This is a genomic window from Pseudomonas sp. JUb52 (assembly GCF_004341115.1).
Taxonomy (GTDB): Bacteria; Pseudomonadota; Gammaproteobacteria; order Pseudomonadales; family Pseudomonadaceae; genus Chryseomonas; species Chryseomonas oryzihabitans.
In genome coordinates this window covers 48,220-62,202 of the sequence record NZ_SLYS01000016.1, presented here as the reverse complement: position 1 = coordinate 62,202, position 13,983 = coordinate 48,220, and the positions used below count along the sequence as shown (strand labels likewise).

The following is a 13,983-nucleotide window of genomic DNA, read 5'->3' as shown; positions in this document are numbered from 1 at the left end:
GGGAGCGCAGGCCCAGGGGTCGAGCGGCAAGGCGGCCACCTTAGTGGCTGGGCCAGGGCCCGGTCAAACCCCGGGCCGCCAGGCTAGATGCGGAAATCCTCGGCGATCAGCCCGGCCAGAGAGGCGCAGGCGGGGCTGCGCTCGCCCGGTGGCGAGGCCAGTCGCAACTCGTGCACCGGCAACGCGGGAAAGCCTTCTTCCGGCGTCAGTTCGCGCATCGGCGGGGTCATGCGTGCCCGGTCGGTGATGGCCACCGCCTGCCCCAGTTCGACCGCCGCTTCCAGCGCCGAAGAGGCGGCGCTGGTCACCACCGCATGCCAGCGCCGGCCCTGGCGGATCAGCAGGTCGATGCCCAGTTCGCGATAGCTGCAGCCCTCGCCGTGCAGCGCCAGGGGCACGCTGGCGTCCGCGCTCAACTGCAGTCCGGGACCGGCGACCCACACCGGCTGGGTATGGCCGAATCTCTGGCCGTCCGCCCGGTCGGTGCGGGGCGGCCCCACCAGCAGCGCCAGGTCCAGCAGGCCCTGGCCGAGCCAGCGCCGCAATTGGCTGCTGTTGCCGGTGAGCACCTCCAGGACGATTCCGGGATGCTCGCCCTGCAAGCGCGGCAAGACGGCCTTGAGCAGGCGCGCGGCATAGTCCTCGGCCACGCCCAGGCGCACCTCCCCCACCACCGGCTGGCCGGTGAGACCGGCGAGGATGCGGTCATGGGTCTGCAACAGGTCGGCGGTCTCGAGCAGCACGCGGCGTCCGAGCGGGGTCAGGGTCACGGCCTGGTTGTCGCGCTCGAACAGCCGGCCGCCGGTCTGCTCTTCCAGCCGGCGGATCTGGCTGCTCACCGCCGAGGGGCTACGATTGAGCTGCAGCGAGGCGGCGCGAAACTGTCCCAGCCGCACGATAGTGTGGAAGGTACGCAGAACATCGATATCGAGGGGAGCGGGCATGATGCGTTTTTATCGAACCATAGCTACCGATAATGTCGTTTGAGTGTATTACCACCCTGGGCCAGGCTCAAGGCATCCCGTCAGCTGGAGTCCGCTCATGCCTGCCATCCTGTCTTCCCCCCTGCTGCGCCAACTCGCCCTGGTGCTCTGCTGGAGCGCCGGTTTCGTCGGCTATCGCTATGCCGCGGACCAGGCCCCTACCCTGCTGGTGACCTGCTGGCGCCTGCTGCTGGCCGCCCTCCTGCTGCTGCCCTTCGCCTGGGCCGAGGTGCGGCGCTTGCCGCTGAAGATCATCGGTCAGCAGGCGGGCATCGGCGTGCTGGCCTTTGCCGGCGCGGTAGGACCGGCGGCCAAGGCCATCGAACTGGGCGTCTCACCCGGGCTGGCGGCGCTGCTGTCGGATCTGTCGCCGCTGCTGGTGGCGCTGGGCTGCTGCCTGCTGCCGGGCCAGCGCACCAACGGCCGCCAGTGGCTCGGCCTGGGCCTGGGCCTGACGGGCGTCCTGCTGGCCACCGGCGCGGGACTGGGTTTGGGCGTGGCCCCCGCCTGGGCCTATGCCTTGCCCCTGGGCAGTGCCCTGGCCCTGGCGCTGGCGACCCTGGTGCAGAGTCGCCTGCCGCCGAGTCGACTGGCGCTGCGGACGCAGCTGTTCATCCAGCTCGCGGCCAGCAGTCTGGTGATGCTGGGGGTGGCCGGGGTGGAAGGCCCGCTGACGCCACCGCTGACCCTCGGCTTCGCCCTGGCGGTGCTCTGGCTGCTGATCCCGACCCTGCTCGGCTTCGGCCTCTACTGGCTGTGCCTGCGTCAGGGCAGCCCGCAGGCGGTGAGTGGCGCGCTCTACCTGAGTCCGCCGGTGGCACTGCTCTGGGCCTGGGCCTGCTTCGACGAACCCCTGGCGCCGGGCATGCTGCTCGGCCTGCTGTTCGCCCTGGCGGGATTGCTGTGCCTGAATGCGGCGGAGCGGACCCGGCAACCGGAGCCGGCGCTGGGCGGGTGACTCTCTGAGGAGGGTGCGATGCCGACGGTCGTCAGCATCGGCGAAGGCCTCGCGTGGCGAGGCCGGCGGGCGGGCGGTCAGGCCTTGTCGTCGGCCTGCTCGTCGTGGTCCTTGAGCGCGGGTTTCTTGCCCGGTTGCGGCGCGTGCTCGGCATCGGGCGCGATGTCCTCGCCCTGATGCTTCTTTTCCTGCTGCACTTTCTTGTCGTGGGCGACGTTACGTGGATCGGTCATGGCATTTCCTCGCTCGATAGGACAGTCAGCCCCCTTCGCCGCAGCACGCAGGCCGAGATGCCCGGGGTGAAGTTTCGAGCGAGACGGCGCGGAGCCGTTCCGGTACGCCGACGAAACGCTCTGAGGCGGGCCCTTCCGGCCGCTCCGCGCGCGTGCTGCGGGCCTGCTGCAGTCTAGTACTTGAGCCGCCGCTCCTTGGACGGCGGATAGCCGAAGTAGGCCGAATACCTCTTGCTGAAGTGGGTGACCGAGGTGAAGCCGCAGGCCACCGCTACCTCCAGCACCGACAGGGTGGAATGCTGCAGCAGCCGGCGCCCCTCGGTGATGCGCAACTCCAGGTAATAGCGCATGGGCGCGGTGTCGAGCTGCTCGCGAAACAGTCGCTCGACCTGGCGCCGCGAGCGGCCGGCGTAGTCGCACAGCTGCTCAATGGTGAGGGGCTCCTCGATGTTGGCCTCCATCAGGGTCACCACCTCGCGCAGCGGCGGGGTCATCTGCACCTTGAGCGTCGGATTGACCTGGCGAAAGCGCGATTCCTCGAAGGCCAGGATGTTGACCAGGCCATCGGCCAGGGCGCTCCCGCACTGGGCGCCGATCCATTCGAGAAAGAGGTGGAAGGCACCACTGGGACTGGCCGCGGTGAGCCGATCGCGATCCAGCACATGGCTTTCCGCCGAGGTCTTGCACCCGCGCACCCGTTCGCTGAAGGCGCTGCGCTGTTCGGGATGGATGGCGCAGCGATAGCCGTCCAGCAGCCCGGCCTGGCCCAGTTGCCAGGCGCCGTTCCACAGGCCGCAGAGGGTCACCTGCTGCCGGGCCACGCGCAGCAGCAGCGCCTTGAGCCGTGGATCCAGTTCCAGCGGCGTCCGCAGGCCGCCGCAGACCACCAGCAGGTCGAAGCGGGCGCCCTCCGCCGCACGGTAGTCGCCGTCCGGGCGGATGACGATGCCGAGGTCACTGAGTACCTCGGCGCCGGTCGGGCTGTAGGTGCGGGTGGCGAAGGTGCCGGCGGCCAGCAGGTTGGCGGTGACCAGGGTATCCAGCGCCTGGGTAAAGGACGGCAGGGAAAAGTGATCGAGCAGGATGAAGCCGACCAGCCGGGAAAATTCCGGCCGCGGTCGCATCGACTGCAATTGCAGGTAGTTCTTGCCCTGGATACCGCTGCCAAAGGTTCTGGAATCGATCACGCTGCGCTGCCTGCTGGGACCCTGGGTCATGCTAGCCGAAGCGCGGCCCGGCGATGATCGGACTGCGACAGCGGCGCACCGACGACCGCCATCCCACCTGACGCCCTTAGCCTGCTAAGCTTCGCCGCTTTTTTGCCACCTGCCCGTGCAGGTCGCCGCAGCCGGTGGGTGCACCGCCCTGCGCCCCATGACCGTGAATGGCCGCCAGAGCCAACGTCCGGCCCCTTCAACTGCCAGCTGGAAACCCCATGTCCACCGCCTCTCCGAGTCTGCAGCGCCGGCTCAAGCCCCGTCACCTCAACATGATCGCCATCGGCGGCTCCATCGGCACCGGCCTGTTCGTCGCCTCCGGCGCCACCGTGGCCACCGCCGGTCCGGGCGGCGCCCTGGCGGCCTATGCGCTGATCGGCCTGATGGTCTATTTCCTCATGACCAGTCTCGGCGAGATGGCCGCCTACCAGCCGGTGTCGGGTTCCTTCTCCATCTATGGCAGTCGTTTCGTCGAAGACGGCTTCGGCTTCGCCCTTGGCTGGAACTACTGGTACAACTGGGCGGTGACCATCGCCGCCGAGCTGGTGGCGGCGCAGCTGGTGATGGGCTTCTGGTTTCCCGAGGTGCCGGGGCTGCTCTGGAGCGCGCTGTTTCTCGGCCTGATGTTCCTGCTCAATGCGGTATCGGTGCGCGGCTTCGGCGAGAGCGAATTCTGGTTCGCGCTGATCAAGGTGACCACCGTGGTGGTCTTCATCGGCCTGGGCCTGGCCGCCATCCTCGGCATCTTCAGCGGCATCGAGCCGCCGGGGCTGACCATCTTCACCCAGGGCGAGGCGCCCTTCGTCGGCGGTCTGCAGGCCATGGTCGGGGTGGCCATGATCGCCGGCTTCTCCTTCCAGGGCACCGAGCTGATCGGCATCGCCGCCGGCGAGTCGGAAAATCCGCGCAAGAACGTGCCCATCGCCATTCGCCAGGTGTTCTGGCGCATCCTGATGTTCTATGTGCTGGCGATCTTCGTCATCGGCATGCTGATCCCCTACACCGATCCGCGACTCCTGCAGAACGACGCCACCGACGTCTCCGTCTCGCCGTTCACCCTGCTGTTCGAGCGCGCCGGCCTGGCCTTCGCCGCCAGTCTGATGAACGCGGTGATCCTTTCGGCGGTGCTCTCCGCCGGCACCTCGGGCATGTATGCCTCGACGCGGATGCTGCACAGCCTGGCCGAGCAGGGCAAGGCGCCGCGCCTGTTCGCCCGCGTCGCGCGCAATGGCGTGCCGCGCAACGCTCTGCTCGCCACCACCGCGGTGGGCGCCCTGTGCTTCTTCACCTCCCTGGTGGGCGACAAGGCGCTCTATGGCTGGCTGCTCAACACCTCGGGCATGTGCGGCTTCATCGCCTGGCTGGGCATCGCCGTGTCCCACTATCGCTTCCGCCAGGGCTACCTGGCCCAGGGTCGCCGCCTGGAAGACCTGCCCTATCGCGCCAAGCTGTTTCCCTTCGGACCGCTGCTGGCCTTCGCCCTCTGCCTGGTGATCACCCTGGGGCAGAACTATGCCGCCCTGTTCGGACCGAACGGCGTGGACTGGCTGGGTCTGGCCGCCACCTATATCAGCCTGCCACTGTTTCTCGCCGTCTGGCTCGGCTATCGTCTCAAGCACCGCAGCCGGCTGGTAAAGCTCAAGGACATGGATGTCAGCCCGAGCGGCGACTGAACGACCCTCCGCGAAACCCGCCGCGCCGGCTGCGCCCGGCGGGTCCCGTGCTAGCATCCTGACCTTTACGGTCGATTCGCCGGCGCTGCCATGGGCACCCTCGCCTCCCAACTGATTCCCGACATCCTCACCTACATCGCCTCGCACCAGCTGCCGGTGGGCACCCGGCTGCCCGAGCGCGCCCTGGCCGAACGCCTGCGGGTGTCGCGTTCGCCGGTGCGCAGCGCCCTGCAGCAGATGGCCGACCGGAGCCTGCTGGCGCGGCATCCCGAGGGCGGCTTCGCCGTGGCCGCCGCGGCCCTGGACGCCACGCCCCAGGCGCGCGAAGAGGTCTCCGCCAGCGAGCGGCTGTACCTGACCATCGCCCGCGATCGCATCGAGGGCGAGTTGCCGCTCAAGGTCACGGAAAACGAGCTGATCCGCCGCTACCAGGTCACCCGCGGGCAACTGGCCGACATCTTGAGGCGCATCGTCCAGGAAGGCTGGGCCGAGCGCCTGCCGGGCTACGGCTGGAGTTTCGTCGAAGGCCTCACCTCGCCCGATGCCTATGCCCAGAGCTACCGCTTTCGCCTGCTGCTGGAACCGGCCGGCATCCGTGAAGCCGACTTCACCCTGGATGCCGAGGCCTTGCGGCGCTGCCGCGACGAGCAGGCGCTGCTGGCCGCGGGCCGGGTGTTCGAGGCTTCGCCGGCGGAGATCTTCGACGCCAACACCCGCCTGCACGAGACCATCGCCCGCTGCTCGGGCAATGCCTTCATCCTCGATGCGCTGCGCCGGCTCAATCGCCTGCGCCGGCTGATCGAATACCAGAAGTCGGTGGATCGCGAGCAGGCCCAGCGCCGCTGCCAGGAGCACTTGCAGCTGATCGATCTGCTGCTGGTGGACCGCCGTGAAGAGGCCGCGGTCTTCATGACCCGGCACCTGGGCAATGCGCTGCAGGAAAAGCAGACGGCGCCGGCGCGCTGAGCCTGCGGCGCCAGGGGCCTGCCCGTCAGGGCGCGGGAGCGTTAGACTGATCGACTTTTCCCGTTACCCGAGTCCGCCATGCCGATCCGTCACGCCATCGTCCATCTGATCGACAAGAAGCCCGACGGCCAGCCCGCGACCCTGCACGCGCGGGACGCCGAACTGGCCGACTCCCAGGCCATCGAGAATCTGCTGGCCGATCTCAACGACAGCTACAACGCCAAGCCCAACAAGGCCTGGGGCCTGTTCCACGAAGAATCCGGCGCCTATCCCTTCAGTGGCTGGCTGCATGCCTATCTGGAAGGCGAACAGGATTTCGTCGCCTTCAGTCGCCAGGCAGTGGAGCATCTCAAGGGCCTGATGGAGAGCAGCAACCTCTCCACCGGCGGCCATGTGCTGTTCGCCCAGTACCAGCAGGGCATGACCGACTACCTGAGCATCGCCCTGCTGCACCACAGCGAGGGGGTGACCGTCACCGAAAAGCTGGAAGTGGCGCCGGCCAAGCACCTGGACCTGGGCCAGCTGCACCTGGCGGCGCGCATCAACCTGTCCGAGTGGCGCAACAACAAGCAGTCGCGCCAGTACATCTCCTTTATCCGTGGCAAGGGCGGCAAGAAGGTCTCGGACTACTTCCGCGACTTCATCGGTTGCCAGGAAGGCGTCGACGCCAAGGGCGAGACCCGTACCCTGCTCAAGGCCTTCAGCGACTATGTGGAGAGCGAGGACCTGCCGGAAGAGGCCGCCAAGGAAAAGACCGACACCCTGGTGGACTACGCCAGCAGCCAGGCCAAGCGCGGTGAGCCCATGGCCCTGGATGCCCTCTCCGAGTTGATGGACGACGAGGCGCCACGCGCCTTCTACGACTACATCCGCAACAAGGATTACGGCCTGGCGCCGGAGATCCCGGCGGACAAGCGCACCCTCAACCAATTCCGCCGCTTCACCGGTCGCGCCGAAGGCTTATCGATCAGCTTCGAGGCGCACCTGCTGGGCTCGCGCATCGAATACGACGAAGGCCAGGATGTGCTGATCATTCGCGAGGTGCCGACCCAACTGAAGGACCAGCTCAAGCGGCGCAAGGACTAGGTTCTGTACGAAAAATGCCTGCGCTCGGTGATGCTTCGTTGAAAAAGGCTTCGGAATGCTCATTTACCGCTCGTAAACTCCGCTTCCTCAGCCTTTTTCGCCTCGCCTGACCTTCGCTCGGCGCTTTTTGGTACAGAACCTAGCGACCGCCTGGCCCCTGGACACCCGGGGTTGCAAACGCGGTCACCGATCGGGCGCCCCCGGCTGGACAGCGGCCAGCCAAAGGGGGCACAAGATGTCCCTTCTTTTCCCTCTCTGCCGAAAAAGTCGAAATCATGAGCCAGTACCCCTTCGAACGCCGCATCGTCATCACCCTGCAATCGAACAACGAACTGACGCTCGACGCCGCCCTCGACCAGGCCGTGTCGCGCATCAAGCAGGGCGAGATCCACGGTGGCGACGAAGGCCTGGCCACTGCCTACAGCTTCCATGTGGACACCGTGGCCGAAGGCCCCTCCGGTCCGGTGGACCTGGGCGAGTACCTGGGCCGCCCGGCCACCAAGGCCGAGCAGAGCGTGGTGGACGCCGGCGTGGTGCCGCGCTTCCGCCTCGGCCAGAGCGTGGCCGTGCAGGTCGGCAATGGCGAACCCAAGCCCAGCAGCATCCAGGAAGTGCGCCTCTTTCCCCAGGTGGAAGGTCCCTGCTGGCTGTACTTGGTGGAAGAACGCGTCCACCGCGACTACCTGCCGGCCAAGAAGCTGCGGGCGATCTGAGCGACGCCACGATGTTGGGCTTCGCTGGCGCTCAGCCCAACCTACCGCCCCGGAGGTTGGACTGAGACAGCTTCATCGTCGAAGCCCAACAGGCAGACCTGAGCCCAACGACCCTACTCAACCGAACGTGGCGATCTGGCGATAGAGCGACAGCGCCGGCGCGGCTGTCGTGCCGGTCATCTGGGTGAGGATACTGCCATCCAGCGCGGTGCTCGCGCCGGCGCCCTGCCCGTCCGCCGGCTGCGTCGTCCATTGGGGTGCGCCATCCGCCCCGGTGCTGACGCCAAAGGTCGGCGCCGATAGCTGGGCGGTTTCCTGAGCGGCAGCGGTCGCCACGCCGCCGGGGCTCAAGCTATCGATGAGCTGGCTGCTCAACTGATTGGGTTGCCAATTCGGCATGCCGGGATTCAGCGTACCGAGGATGCCGGCATCTTCCGTGGCGGCGGGTGCCCAGTTCCAGGACGCGGCACCCTGATTCTGCGGGGAGAGCCCGGAGAAGGCCACGTTGGCCGCATCGGTGCCACGTTGCGCGCCCTCGAAATAGGCGAGCTGACGTTCAGCCGAGGTGAAGGTGCCGGAATCGTCGCTGGCGATACGCGCCAGGCTGTTGCTGTCCAGGTTGGCGAAGGGATCCTGCGTGGAGGCATCGGCATAGCGACTGTCGTCATGGTAATAGCTCACCAGCAGGTGATTGGCCGCCTGCTTCGCCAACTGGATACGGTCGGGACTGGCCCCCTCGGGCATCTCGCCGAGCACGGCGGCGTCGGTGCCCTGGCTGCGGATCTGCTGCTGGAGGATCTGCATGAAGCCGTCGAGATCGGCATTGCCGCTCGATTGCCCCGGCAGCAGACCGGCGATCAGCTGGGCCGCGGGCGACAGGTCCACGGCGACGGCGCTGCCACTGGACGCAGCACCAGTCTGGCCACTGTCGGCCGCCGAGTTAGTCGGATTGCCCGTCGCGCCTGGACGGGCAGGTTGGGTGCCTGCCGTTGTCGCCTGCATCTGGCTGTCGATCGCCATCACGTCTGCACCCTCCGGCCGCCCGGGCGGCTCGCCTCAGCCTCCTTTATGCCAGGGCAACCTTAGGCTTTGCTTAGCACCGGAAGACATCGGCAAGAGCACGCAGGTGTCACGACCGACCCTAGGTCCGGCGCTCCCAGACCTCGCAGGCATAGGCGGGACGGTCGTCTTCGGCGGCATGCTGCTGCCGCGAGACGAGTTCCCAGTCGGCCTCGTTCCAGGCGGGAAAGAACACGTCCCCGTCCGGCGCCAGGGCGACGCGGGTCAGGTAGAGCCGCTGGGCCAGCGGCAGGGCGTCGGCGAACAGTTGGGCGCCGCCGATCAGCATGATCTCGCTGGCCTCGCGTTCCCGGGCCCAGGCCTCGGCACGCTCCACGGCAGCGGCCAGCGACGTCCGCACCTCGGCACCTTCGGCCGCGAGATCAGTCTGACGGGAGACCACCAGATTCAGCCGACCCGGCAGCGGGCGGCCCAGGGAGTCCCAGGTCTTGCGACCCATGACCAGCGGCTTGCCGAGGGTCACGGCCTTGAAATATTTGAGCTCCGCCGGCAGGTGCCAGGGGAGACGATTGTCGATGCCGATGACGCCGTTGTCGGCCACGGCGACGATCAGGCTCAGGGGGAGAGAGGTTTTCATGGTGACAGAGCATAACAGAGGCGTTAACAGCCAGGGCGCCAGGGACTATGCTCGGCGTTTTTGCCGCAAGGGCGCCGACGCGTGACCGCAACCCCCTCTCCCGCCTTCGAGGATCTCTGGCTCACCGAAGCCCTGCGCCTGACCGAAGAAGACAGCGGCCCGCTGGAAGACGCCGAGGCCAATCGCCAGGCACGTGCAGCCGGCGGTCCCTTCGAGGCGCGACTGGTGACGCGCGCCCGCCTGCTCGGTCAGCGCGACGGGCTGCTGGCGGCACGGCGCCGCTGGCGCCAGGGCGCGCTGCTGGCCGCCTGGCTGTTGGGCATCGTGGCGCTGTTCTGCGGCGCGGGTCTCGCCGCCGGGGCGCTGGGCGACGGTAGTCGTCCGGTCAATGTGTTCTGGGCGCTGGGCAGTCTGCTCGGCCTCAACCTGCTCAGCCTGCTGGTCTGGGCCCTTGGCCTGCTGGGGGGTGGCCGCCAATTGGCCTCGCCGCTGGCGCGCCTCTGGCTGTGGCTCTCCGGCCGCCTGGCGCGGGACGCCCGGGCCCTGCACCTGGGTCCGGCGCTGGTCGGGCTGCTCGGTCGCGCCCGCCTGCTGCCCTGGGCGCTGGGCGGTCTGGTCCACGGCCTCTGGCTGCTGATCCTCGGCAGTGCCCTGGCGACCCTGCTGGCGCTGCTTTCCGGACGCAGCTATCTGTTCGTCTGGGAGACCACCCTGCTCGGCAGCGATACCTTCGTGCTGCTGACCCAGGCGCTCGGCGCCCTGCCCCAGCTGCTGGGCTTTCCGCTGCCCGACCCGGCCAGCATCGCCGCCAGTGGCGATGCCGCCAGCCCTCTGGCCGCGGCCCGCCAGGCCTGGGCCGGCTGGCTGCTCGGCGTGGTGCTGGTCTATGGCCTGCTGCCCCGGCTGCTGCTCACCCTGCTCTGCCTGTGGCGCTGGCGACGCGGTCGCCAGCGGCTGCGGCTGGACGTCGAGCGTCCCGGCTACCTGCACCTGCGCGAGCGTCTGCTACCTACCAGTGAGCGCCTCGGGGTGAACGACGCCGCCCCCGCGCAGCTGCCCCAGCAGGATGCCGGGGGCCTGGCCCGGACCGGCGACGAGGCGCTGCTGGTGGGCATCGAACTCACCGACCATACCTGGCCGCCGCCGCTGCCCGAAGGCGTGCGTGACGCCGGCGTGCTCGACGACGGCCAGGGCCGGCGCCATCTGCTGGAACAGCTGACCCGCTATCCGGCCCGGCGCCTGCTGATCGCCTGCGATCCCCGCCGCTCGCCGGATCGCGGTACCCTGACCCTGCTGGCCGAATTGTCGCGCTGCGCCACGGCCACCCGCGTCTGGCTGTTGCCCGCGCCCCTGGGCGGCAAGCTTGATCCGGTGCGCCTGGACGACTGGCGCCAGGCGCTGGATGCCCTGCGCCTGGCACACTGCACCGGCGATCTCGAAGAACTGGCCTGGCTGGAGACGAATCCATGAGCGGCCCCCTGCGCCTGGCGCTGGTCGGTCACACCAATGTCGGCAAGACCTCGCTGCTGCGCACCCTGACCCGCGACGTCGACTTCGGCGAGGTCTCCCATCGTCCCAGCACCACCCGCCATGTCGAGGGCGCGCGGCTGTCGGTGGATGGCGAAGCCCTGCTGGAGCTCTACGACACTCCCGGCCTGGAAGATGCCATCGCCCTGCGCGATTACCTCGAGCAACTGGAGCGCCCCGGCGAACGCCTGGACGCCGCCACCCTGCTCGACCGCTTTCTCGACAGCGTGGAAGCCCGCCAGCGATTCGAGCAGGAGGCCAAGGTGATTCGCCAGCTGCGCGCCTCCGATGCCGGTCTCTATGTGATCGACGCCCGTGAGCCGGTGCTGGCCAAGTACCGCGACGAACTGGCGGTGCTGGCCGGTTGCGGTCGTCCGCTGGTGCCGGTGCTCAATTTCGTCGCCGCCGACGGCCACCGCGCCGACGATTGGCGCGCCACCCTGGCCCGCCTCGGCCTGCACGCCCTGGTGCGCTTCGACAGCGTCGCCCCGCCGGCGGACGGCGAGGCGCGCCTCTACGAAAGCCTGGCAACGCTGCTGGAAAGCGGCCGCCCGGCGCTGCAACGACTGATCGCCGATCACGCCGAGCAGGCCCGCCGCCGCCATCAGCAGGGGGTGCGACTGATCGCCGAACTGCTGGTGGACGCCGCCGCCGCGCGGCGCAGCGTGGCGCCTGGCGAAGCCGAGGTGAATACCGCGACCGCCGAGTTGCGCGACGCCCTGCGCACCCGCGAACAGCGCTGCGTGGAAGACCTGCTGCGGCTGTTCGGCTTTCGCCCGGGCGATGCCCACGCCAGCGACCTGCCGCTGCTGGACGGGCGCTGGGGCGACGATCTCTTCAATCCAGAAACCCTGCGCCTGCTGGGCATCCGCCTTGGCGGCGGCGTGGCGGCCGGCGCCGCGGCCGGGGTCGGCCTGGACCTGCTCGCCGGCGGTCTGACCCTGGGCGCCGCCACGGTGCTGGGCGCCCTGGCCGGCGGCCTGGCGCAGACCGGCGGCCACTATGGTCGGCGGCTGTTCGGCAAGCTGCGCGGCGGACGGGAACTGTCCATCGACGATGCCGTGCTGCGGCTGCTGGCCGTCCGGCAGCGACAATTGCTGGCGGCGCTGGAAACCCGCGGCCATGCCGCCCAGGGCGCCATCGAGGTGGCCGCCCCCGACGAGCAGCGCTGGCGCGAGGGCAAGCTGCCCGCCGCCGTGCAGGTGGCCCGGGCCCATCCGGAATGGTCGGCGCTCAATCCGCGCCCGCGCCTGCAGGCCGACGACCGCCAGACCCGCATCGACGAGATCGCCGCCGCCCTGGATGCGGACGCCTAGCGGCGCTCCAGCTCGGCGAGAAAGACCGCCACCGTGGCCATGCAGGCTTCGCGTTCTTCCACGTGGGGCATGTGGCTGGAATGCTCGAAGATGCGCCAGCGGGCATCCGGGATGAGTCTATCGAAGGGCTCCACGCAGGCCGGGGTGGCCTCGTCGTGACGCCCGGAGATCAGCAGGGTCGGCACCTGGATCCGCTCGAGCCGCTCGATCACGCTCCAGTCCCTGAGGCTGCCGATCACATGGAATTCGGTGGGGCCGTTCATGGCGTGATAGACGGTGGGATCGGCGTCGATGGCGGCGAAGGTCCGCGCCACCTCGGCCGGCAGGGGCTGCACGCGGCAGACATGACGGGCATAGAAAACCTCACTGGCAGCGCGGTACTCGGGCGAATCGGTGGTGCCGGCGGCCTCGTGGCGCTCCAGGGTGGCCTGCACCTCGGCCGGCAACTCGGTCCGCAGCCCGGCCGCGGCCTCGCGCCAGAGCGCCATGGACGCCGGCGAATTAGCGATGACCAGCCCCCGCAGTCCTTCAGGCTGGCGCACCCCGTGCTCGGCGGCCAGCATCCCGCCCCAGGATTGGCCGAGCAGCACGTACTGGCGGATACCCAGGTGGCGCAGCAGGTTGTCTAGCTCGTCGAGAAACAGCGCCACCGTCCAGAAGCCGGGGTCTATTCCGCGCAGGTGGGTGGAGCGGCCGTTGCCCAATTGGTCGTAATGCACCACCGGCCAGCCGCGCTCGGCCAGGTCCTTGAAGCTGTCCACATAGTCATGGGTGCAACCGGGACCGCCATGGGCCACCACCAGCGGCAACCGCCCGCTGGCCAGCTCACCGGTGACCCGGTACCAGGTCTGATGGCCGTGGAAATCGGCGTAGCCTTCTTGAACCTGCATGGATGCCTTCCTCGTCTCGATGGGAACGGAGTCAGGCTAGCGGGCGGGTGGGAGGGGGATAACTGGGAAAAGTTGTAGGTTTGGGGTTGGGCCGCGTTGCAGTTTTGATCGGCAGCCGGGCTGATTCGCGGCGTTCGATCCCTTCGCGCCGGACAGCCCCCTCTCCCGCTTGCGGGGGAGGGTTGGGGTGGGGGCTTATCTAGTCGCCAAGCTGATTCGTAATGTATTCGGACACTCTTTGTTCCGCCCCGCCGGGCGGGTCACTTTTTTCAATTGCCAAAAAAGTAACCAAAAACGCTCGCCCCGACTGGCCGGTCCTGCGCCTTGCGCAGGATGCCCTCACGTCAGCGCCGCTCCAGCGGGCCGGGGCCGAAGGGCCGTCCTGGCCCTCGGCCCCTTTCGCGGCATCCATGCCGCTCACCCGCTTACTCAACGCTGCCGTTCGGCCGGCCAGACGGGGCATTGGGGTGCCGGCGGAAAGTTGAGGGTTATTCAGGCGGTTTTAGGACTTTGGCTAACGCTTACTACTTGCCATGCCTATTGAGGAAAAAGCACAAGGACATTACGTAACAAGCCAGGCTAACCAGCTTTTAAAAAGACACTTCCAGCCGGCACCCAGCGCCCTGTTCAGGAGGCCGAACGTAGCCGTCATGGATGTGGGTGAGCGGCAGGGATGCCGCGGAAGGGCGGCGGAGTGAGGGGACCCGGAGCGCAGCGTAGGGCCAGATGATCAGGGCAAGCATTTTTGGTTACTTTTTTTCGGG

Annotated in this window: 13 protein-coding genes; 7 read left to right on the top strand and 6 right to left on the bottom strand. The window is 68.4% G+C overall.

Going from position 1 to position 13,983, the window contains the following annotated elements:
• Positions 1–83: 83 nt before the first annotated feature.
• Positions 84–944 (bottom strand): LysR family transcriptional regulator, encoded by an 861-nt coding sequence (locus tag EC839_RS21340; protein ID WP_007162551.1) that lies wholly within the window; start codon positions 942–944, stop codon positions 84–86.
• A 97-nt stretch (positions 945–1,041) separates the two neighbouring features.
• On the opposite strand from EC839_RS21340, the gene EC839_RS21335 reads away from it, so the two are divergent.
• Positions 1,042–1,941, top strand: a complete 900-nt coding sequence (locus tag EC839_RS21335; RefSeq protein WP_007162552.1) for a DMT family transporter — start codon at positions 1,042–1,044, stop codon at positions 1,939–1,941.
• Between the two features lie 77 nt (positions 1,942–2,018).
• Here the strand turns inward: EC839_RS21335 and EC839_RS24245 are convergent, their stop codons facing one another.
• Together EC839_RS24245 and EC839_RS21330 are read right to left on the bottom strand one after the other, a co-directional pair.
• Positions 2,019–2,174 carry a hypothetical protein gene (locus EC839_RS24245; protein ID WP_007162553.1) on the bottom strand — a complete coding sequence of 52 codons (156 nt, stop codon included), beginning with the start codon at positions 2,172–2,174 and terminating at the stop codon, positions 2,019–2,021.
• Positions 2,175–2,347: 173 nt separating this feature from the next.
• A complete protein-coding gene (locus EC839_RS21330; protein WP_007162554.1) occupies positions 2,348–3,391 on the bottom strand; it encodes a GlxA family transcriptional regulator in 1,044 nt (347 codons plus the stop codon).
• A gap of 218 nt (positions 3,392–3,609) precedes the next feature.
• Between EC839_RS21330 and EC839_RS21325 the strand changes: the two genes are divergently transcribed.
• The 4 genes from EC839_RS21325 (at position 3,610) to EC839_RS21310 (ending at position 7,829) form a co-directional block, all read left to right on the top strand.
• Complete coding sequence (locus EC839_RS21325; RefSeq protein ID WP_007162555.1) at positions 3,610–5,064, top strand: amino acid permease; 1,455 nt, start codon at positions 3,610–3,612, stop codon at positions 5,062–5,064.
• 90 nt (positions 5,065–5,154) lie between these two features.
• Complete coding sequence (locus tag EC839_RS21320) at positions 5,155–6,030, top strand: GntR family transcriptional regulator (RefSeq protein WP_007162556.1); 876 nt, start codon at positions 5,155–5,157, stop codon at positions 6,028–6,030.
• A gap of 78 nt (positions 6,031–6,108) precedes the next feature.
• The gene (gene yejK, locus EC839_RS21315; RefSeq protein WP_007162557.1) at positions 6,109–7,116 is read left to right on the top strand and encodes a nucleoid-associated protein YejK; all 1,008 of its coding nucleotides are present in this window, start codon (positions 6,109–6,111) and stop codon (positions 7,114–7,116) included.
• Between the two features lie 275 nt (positions 7,117–7,391).
• Positions 7,392–7,829 (top strand): hypothetical protein, encoded by a 438-nt coding sequence (locus EC839_RS21310; RefSeq protein WP_007162558.1) that lies wholly within the window; start codon positions 7,392–7,394, stop codon positions 7,827–7,829.
• 117 nt (positions 7,830–7,946) lie between these two features.
• Here the strand turns inward: EC839_RS21310 and EC839_RS21305 are convergent, their stop codons facing one another.
• A complete protein-coding gene (locus EC839_RS21305; protein ID WP_007162559.1) occupies positions 7,947–8,849 on the bottom strand; it encodes a hypothetical protein in 903 nt (300 codons plus the stop codon).
• A 121-nt stretch (positions 8,850–8,970) separates the two neighbouring features.
• On the bottom strand, positions 8,971–9,486 hold the full coding sequence (locus tag EC839_RS21300; RefSeq protein WP_007162560.1) for a dihydrofolate reductase: 516 nt from the start codon (positions 9,484–9,486) through the stop codon (positions 8,971–8,973).
• Positions 9,487–9,567: 81 nt separating this feature from the next.
• On the opposite strand from EC839_RS21300, the gene EC839_RS21295 reads away from it, so the two are divergent.
• The gene (locus tag EC839_RS21295; RefSeq protein WP_007162561.1) at positions 9,568–10,956 is read left to right on the top strand and encodes a DUF2868 domain-containing protein; all 1,389 of its coding nucleotides are present in this window, start codon (positions 9,568–9,570) and stop codon (positions 10,954–10,956) included.
• A complete protein-coding gene (locus EC839_RS21290) occupies positions 10,953–12,329 on the top strand; it encodes a GTPase/DUF3482 domain-containing protein (RefSeq protein ID WP_007162562.1) in 1,377 nt (458 codons plus the stop codon). Before EC839_RS21295 ends, EC839_RS21290 begins: the two co-directional genes overlap by 4 nt.
• On the opposite strand, the gene EC839_RS21285 is transcribed toward EC839_RS21290, so the two are convergent.
• Positions 12,326–13,219: a proline iminopeptidase-family hydrolase gene (locus tag EC839_RS21285; RefSeq protein ID WP_007162563.1), complete on the bottom strand. Its 894-nt coding sequence runs from the start codon at positions 13,217–13,219 to the stop codon at positions 12,326–12,328. The genes EC839_RS21290 and EC839_RS21285 overlap by 4 nt on opposite strands.
• Positions 13,220–13,983: the final 764 nt, after the last annotated feature.

Excerpts from the sequence above, each read along its gene's own strand:
- EC839_RS21340 (WP_007162551.1), bottom strand. The coding sequence starts at position 944 with ATGCCCGCTCCCCTCGATATCGATGTTCTGCGTACCTTCCACACTATC.
- EC839_RS24245 (WP_007162553.1), bottom strand. The coding sequence starts at position 2,174 with ATGACCGATCCACGTAACGTCGCCCACGACAAGAAAGTGCAGCAGGAA.
- EC839_RS21305 (WP_007162559.1), bottom strand. The coding sequence starts at position 8,849 with ATGGCGATCGACAGCCAGATGCAGGCGACAACGGCAGGCACCCAACCT.
- EC839_RS21310 (WP_007162558.1), top strand. The coding sequence starts at position 7,392 with ATGAGCCAGTACCCCTTCGAACGCCGCATCGTCATCACCCTGCAATCG.
- EC839_RS21285 (WP_007162563.1), bottom strand. The coding sequence starts at position 13,219 with ATGCAGGTTCAAGAAGGCTACGCCGATTTCCACGGCCATCAGACCTGG.
- EC839_RS21290 (WP_007162562.1), top strand. The coding sequence starts at position 10,953 with ATGAGCGGCCCCCTGCGCCTGGCGCTGGTCGGTCACACCAATGTCGGC.
- EC839_RS21320 (WP_007162556.1), top strand. The coding sequence starts at position 5,155 with ATGGGCACCCTCGCCTCCCAACTGATTCCCGACATCCTCACCTACATC.
- EC839_RS21330 (WP_007162554.1), bottom strand. The coding sequence starts at position 3,391 with ATGACCCAGGGTCCCAGCAGGCAGCGCAGCGTGATCGATTCCAGAACC.
- EC839_RS21300 (WP_007162560.1), bottom strand. The coding sequence starts at position 9,486 with ATGAAAACCTCTCTCCCCCTGAGCCTGATCGTCGCCGTGGCCGACAAC.
- EC839_RS21325 (WP_007162555.1), top strand. The coding sequence starts at position 3,610 with ATGTCCACCGCCTCTCCGAGTCTGCAGCGCCGGCTCAAGCCCCGTCAC.
- EC839_RS21335 (WP_007162552.1), top strand. The coding sequence starts at position 1,042 with ATGCCTGCCATCCTGTCTTCCCCCCTGCTGCGCCAACTCGCCCTGGTG.
- yejK (WP_007162557.1), top strand. The coding sequence starts at position 6,109 with ATGCCGATCCGTCACGCCATCGTCCATCTGATCGACAAGAAGCCCGAC.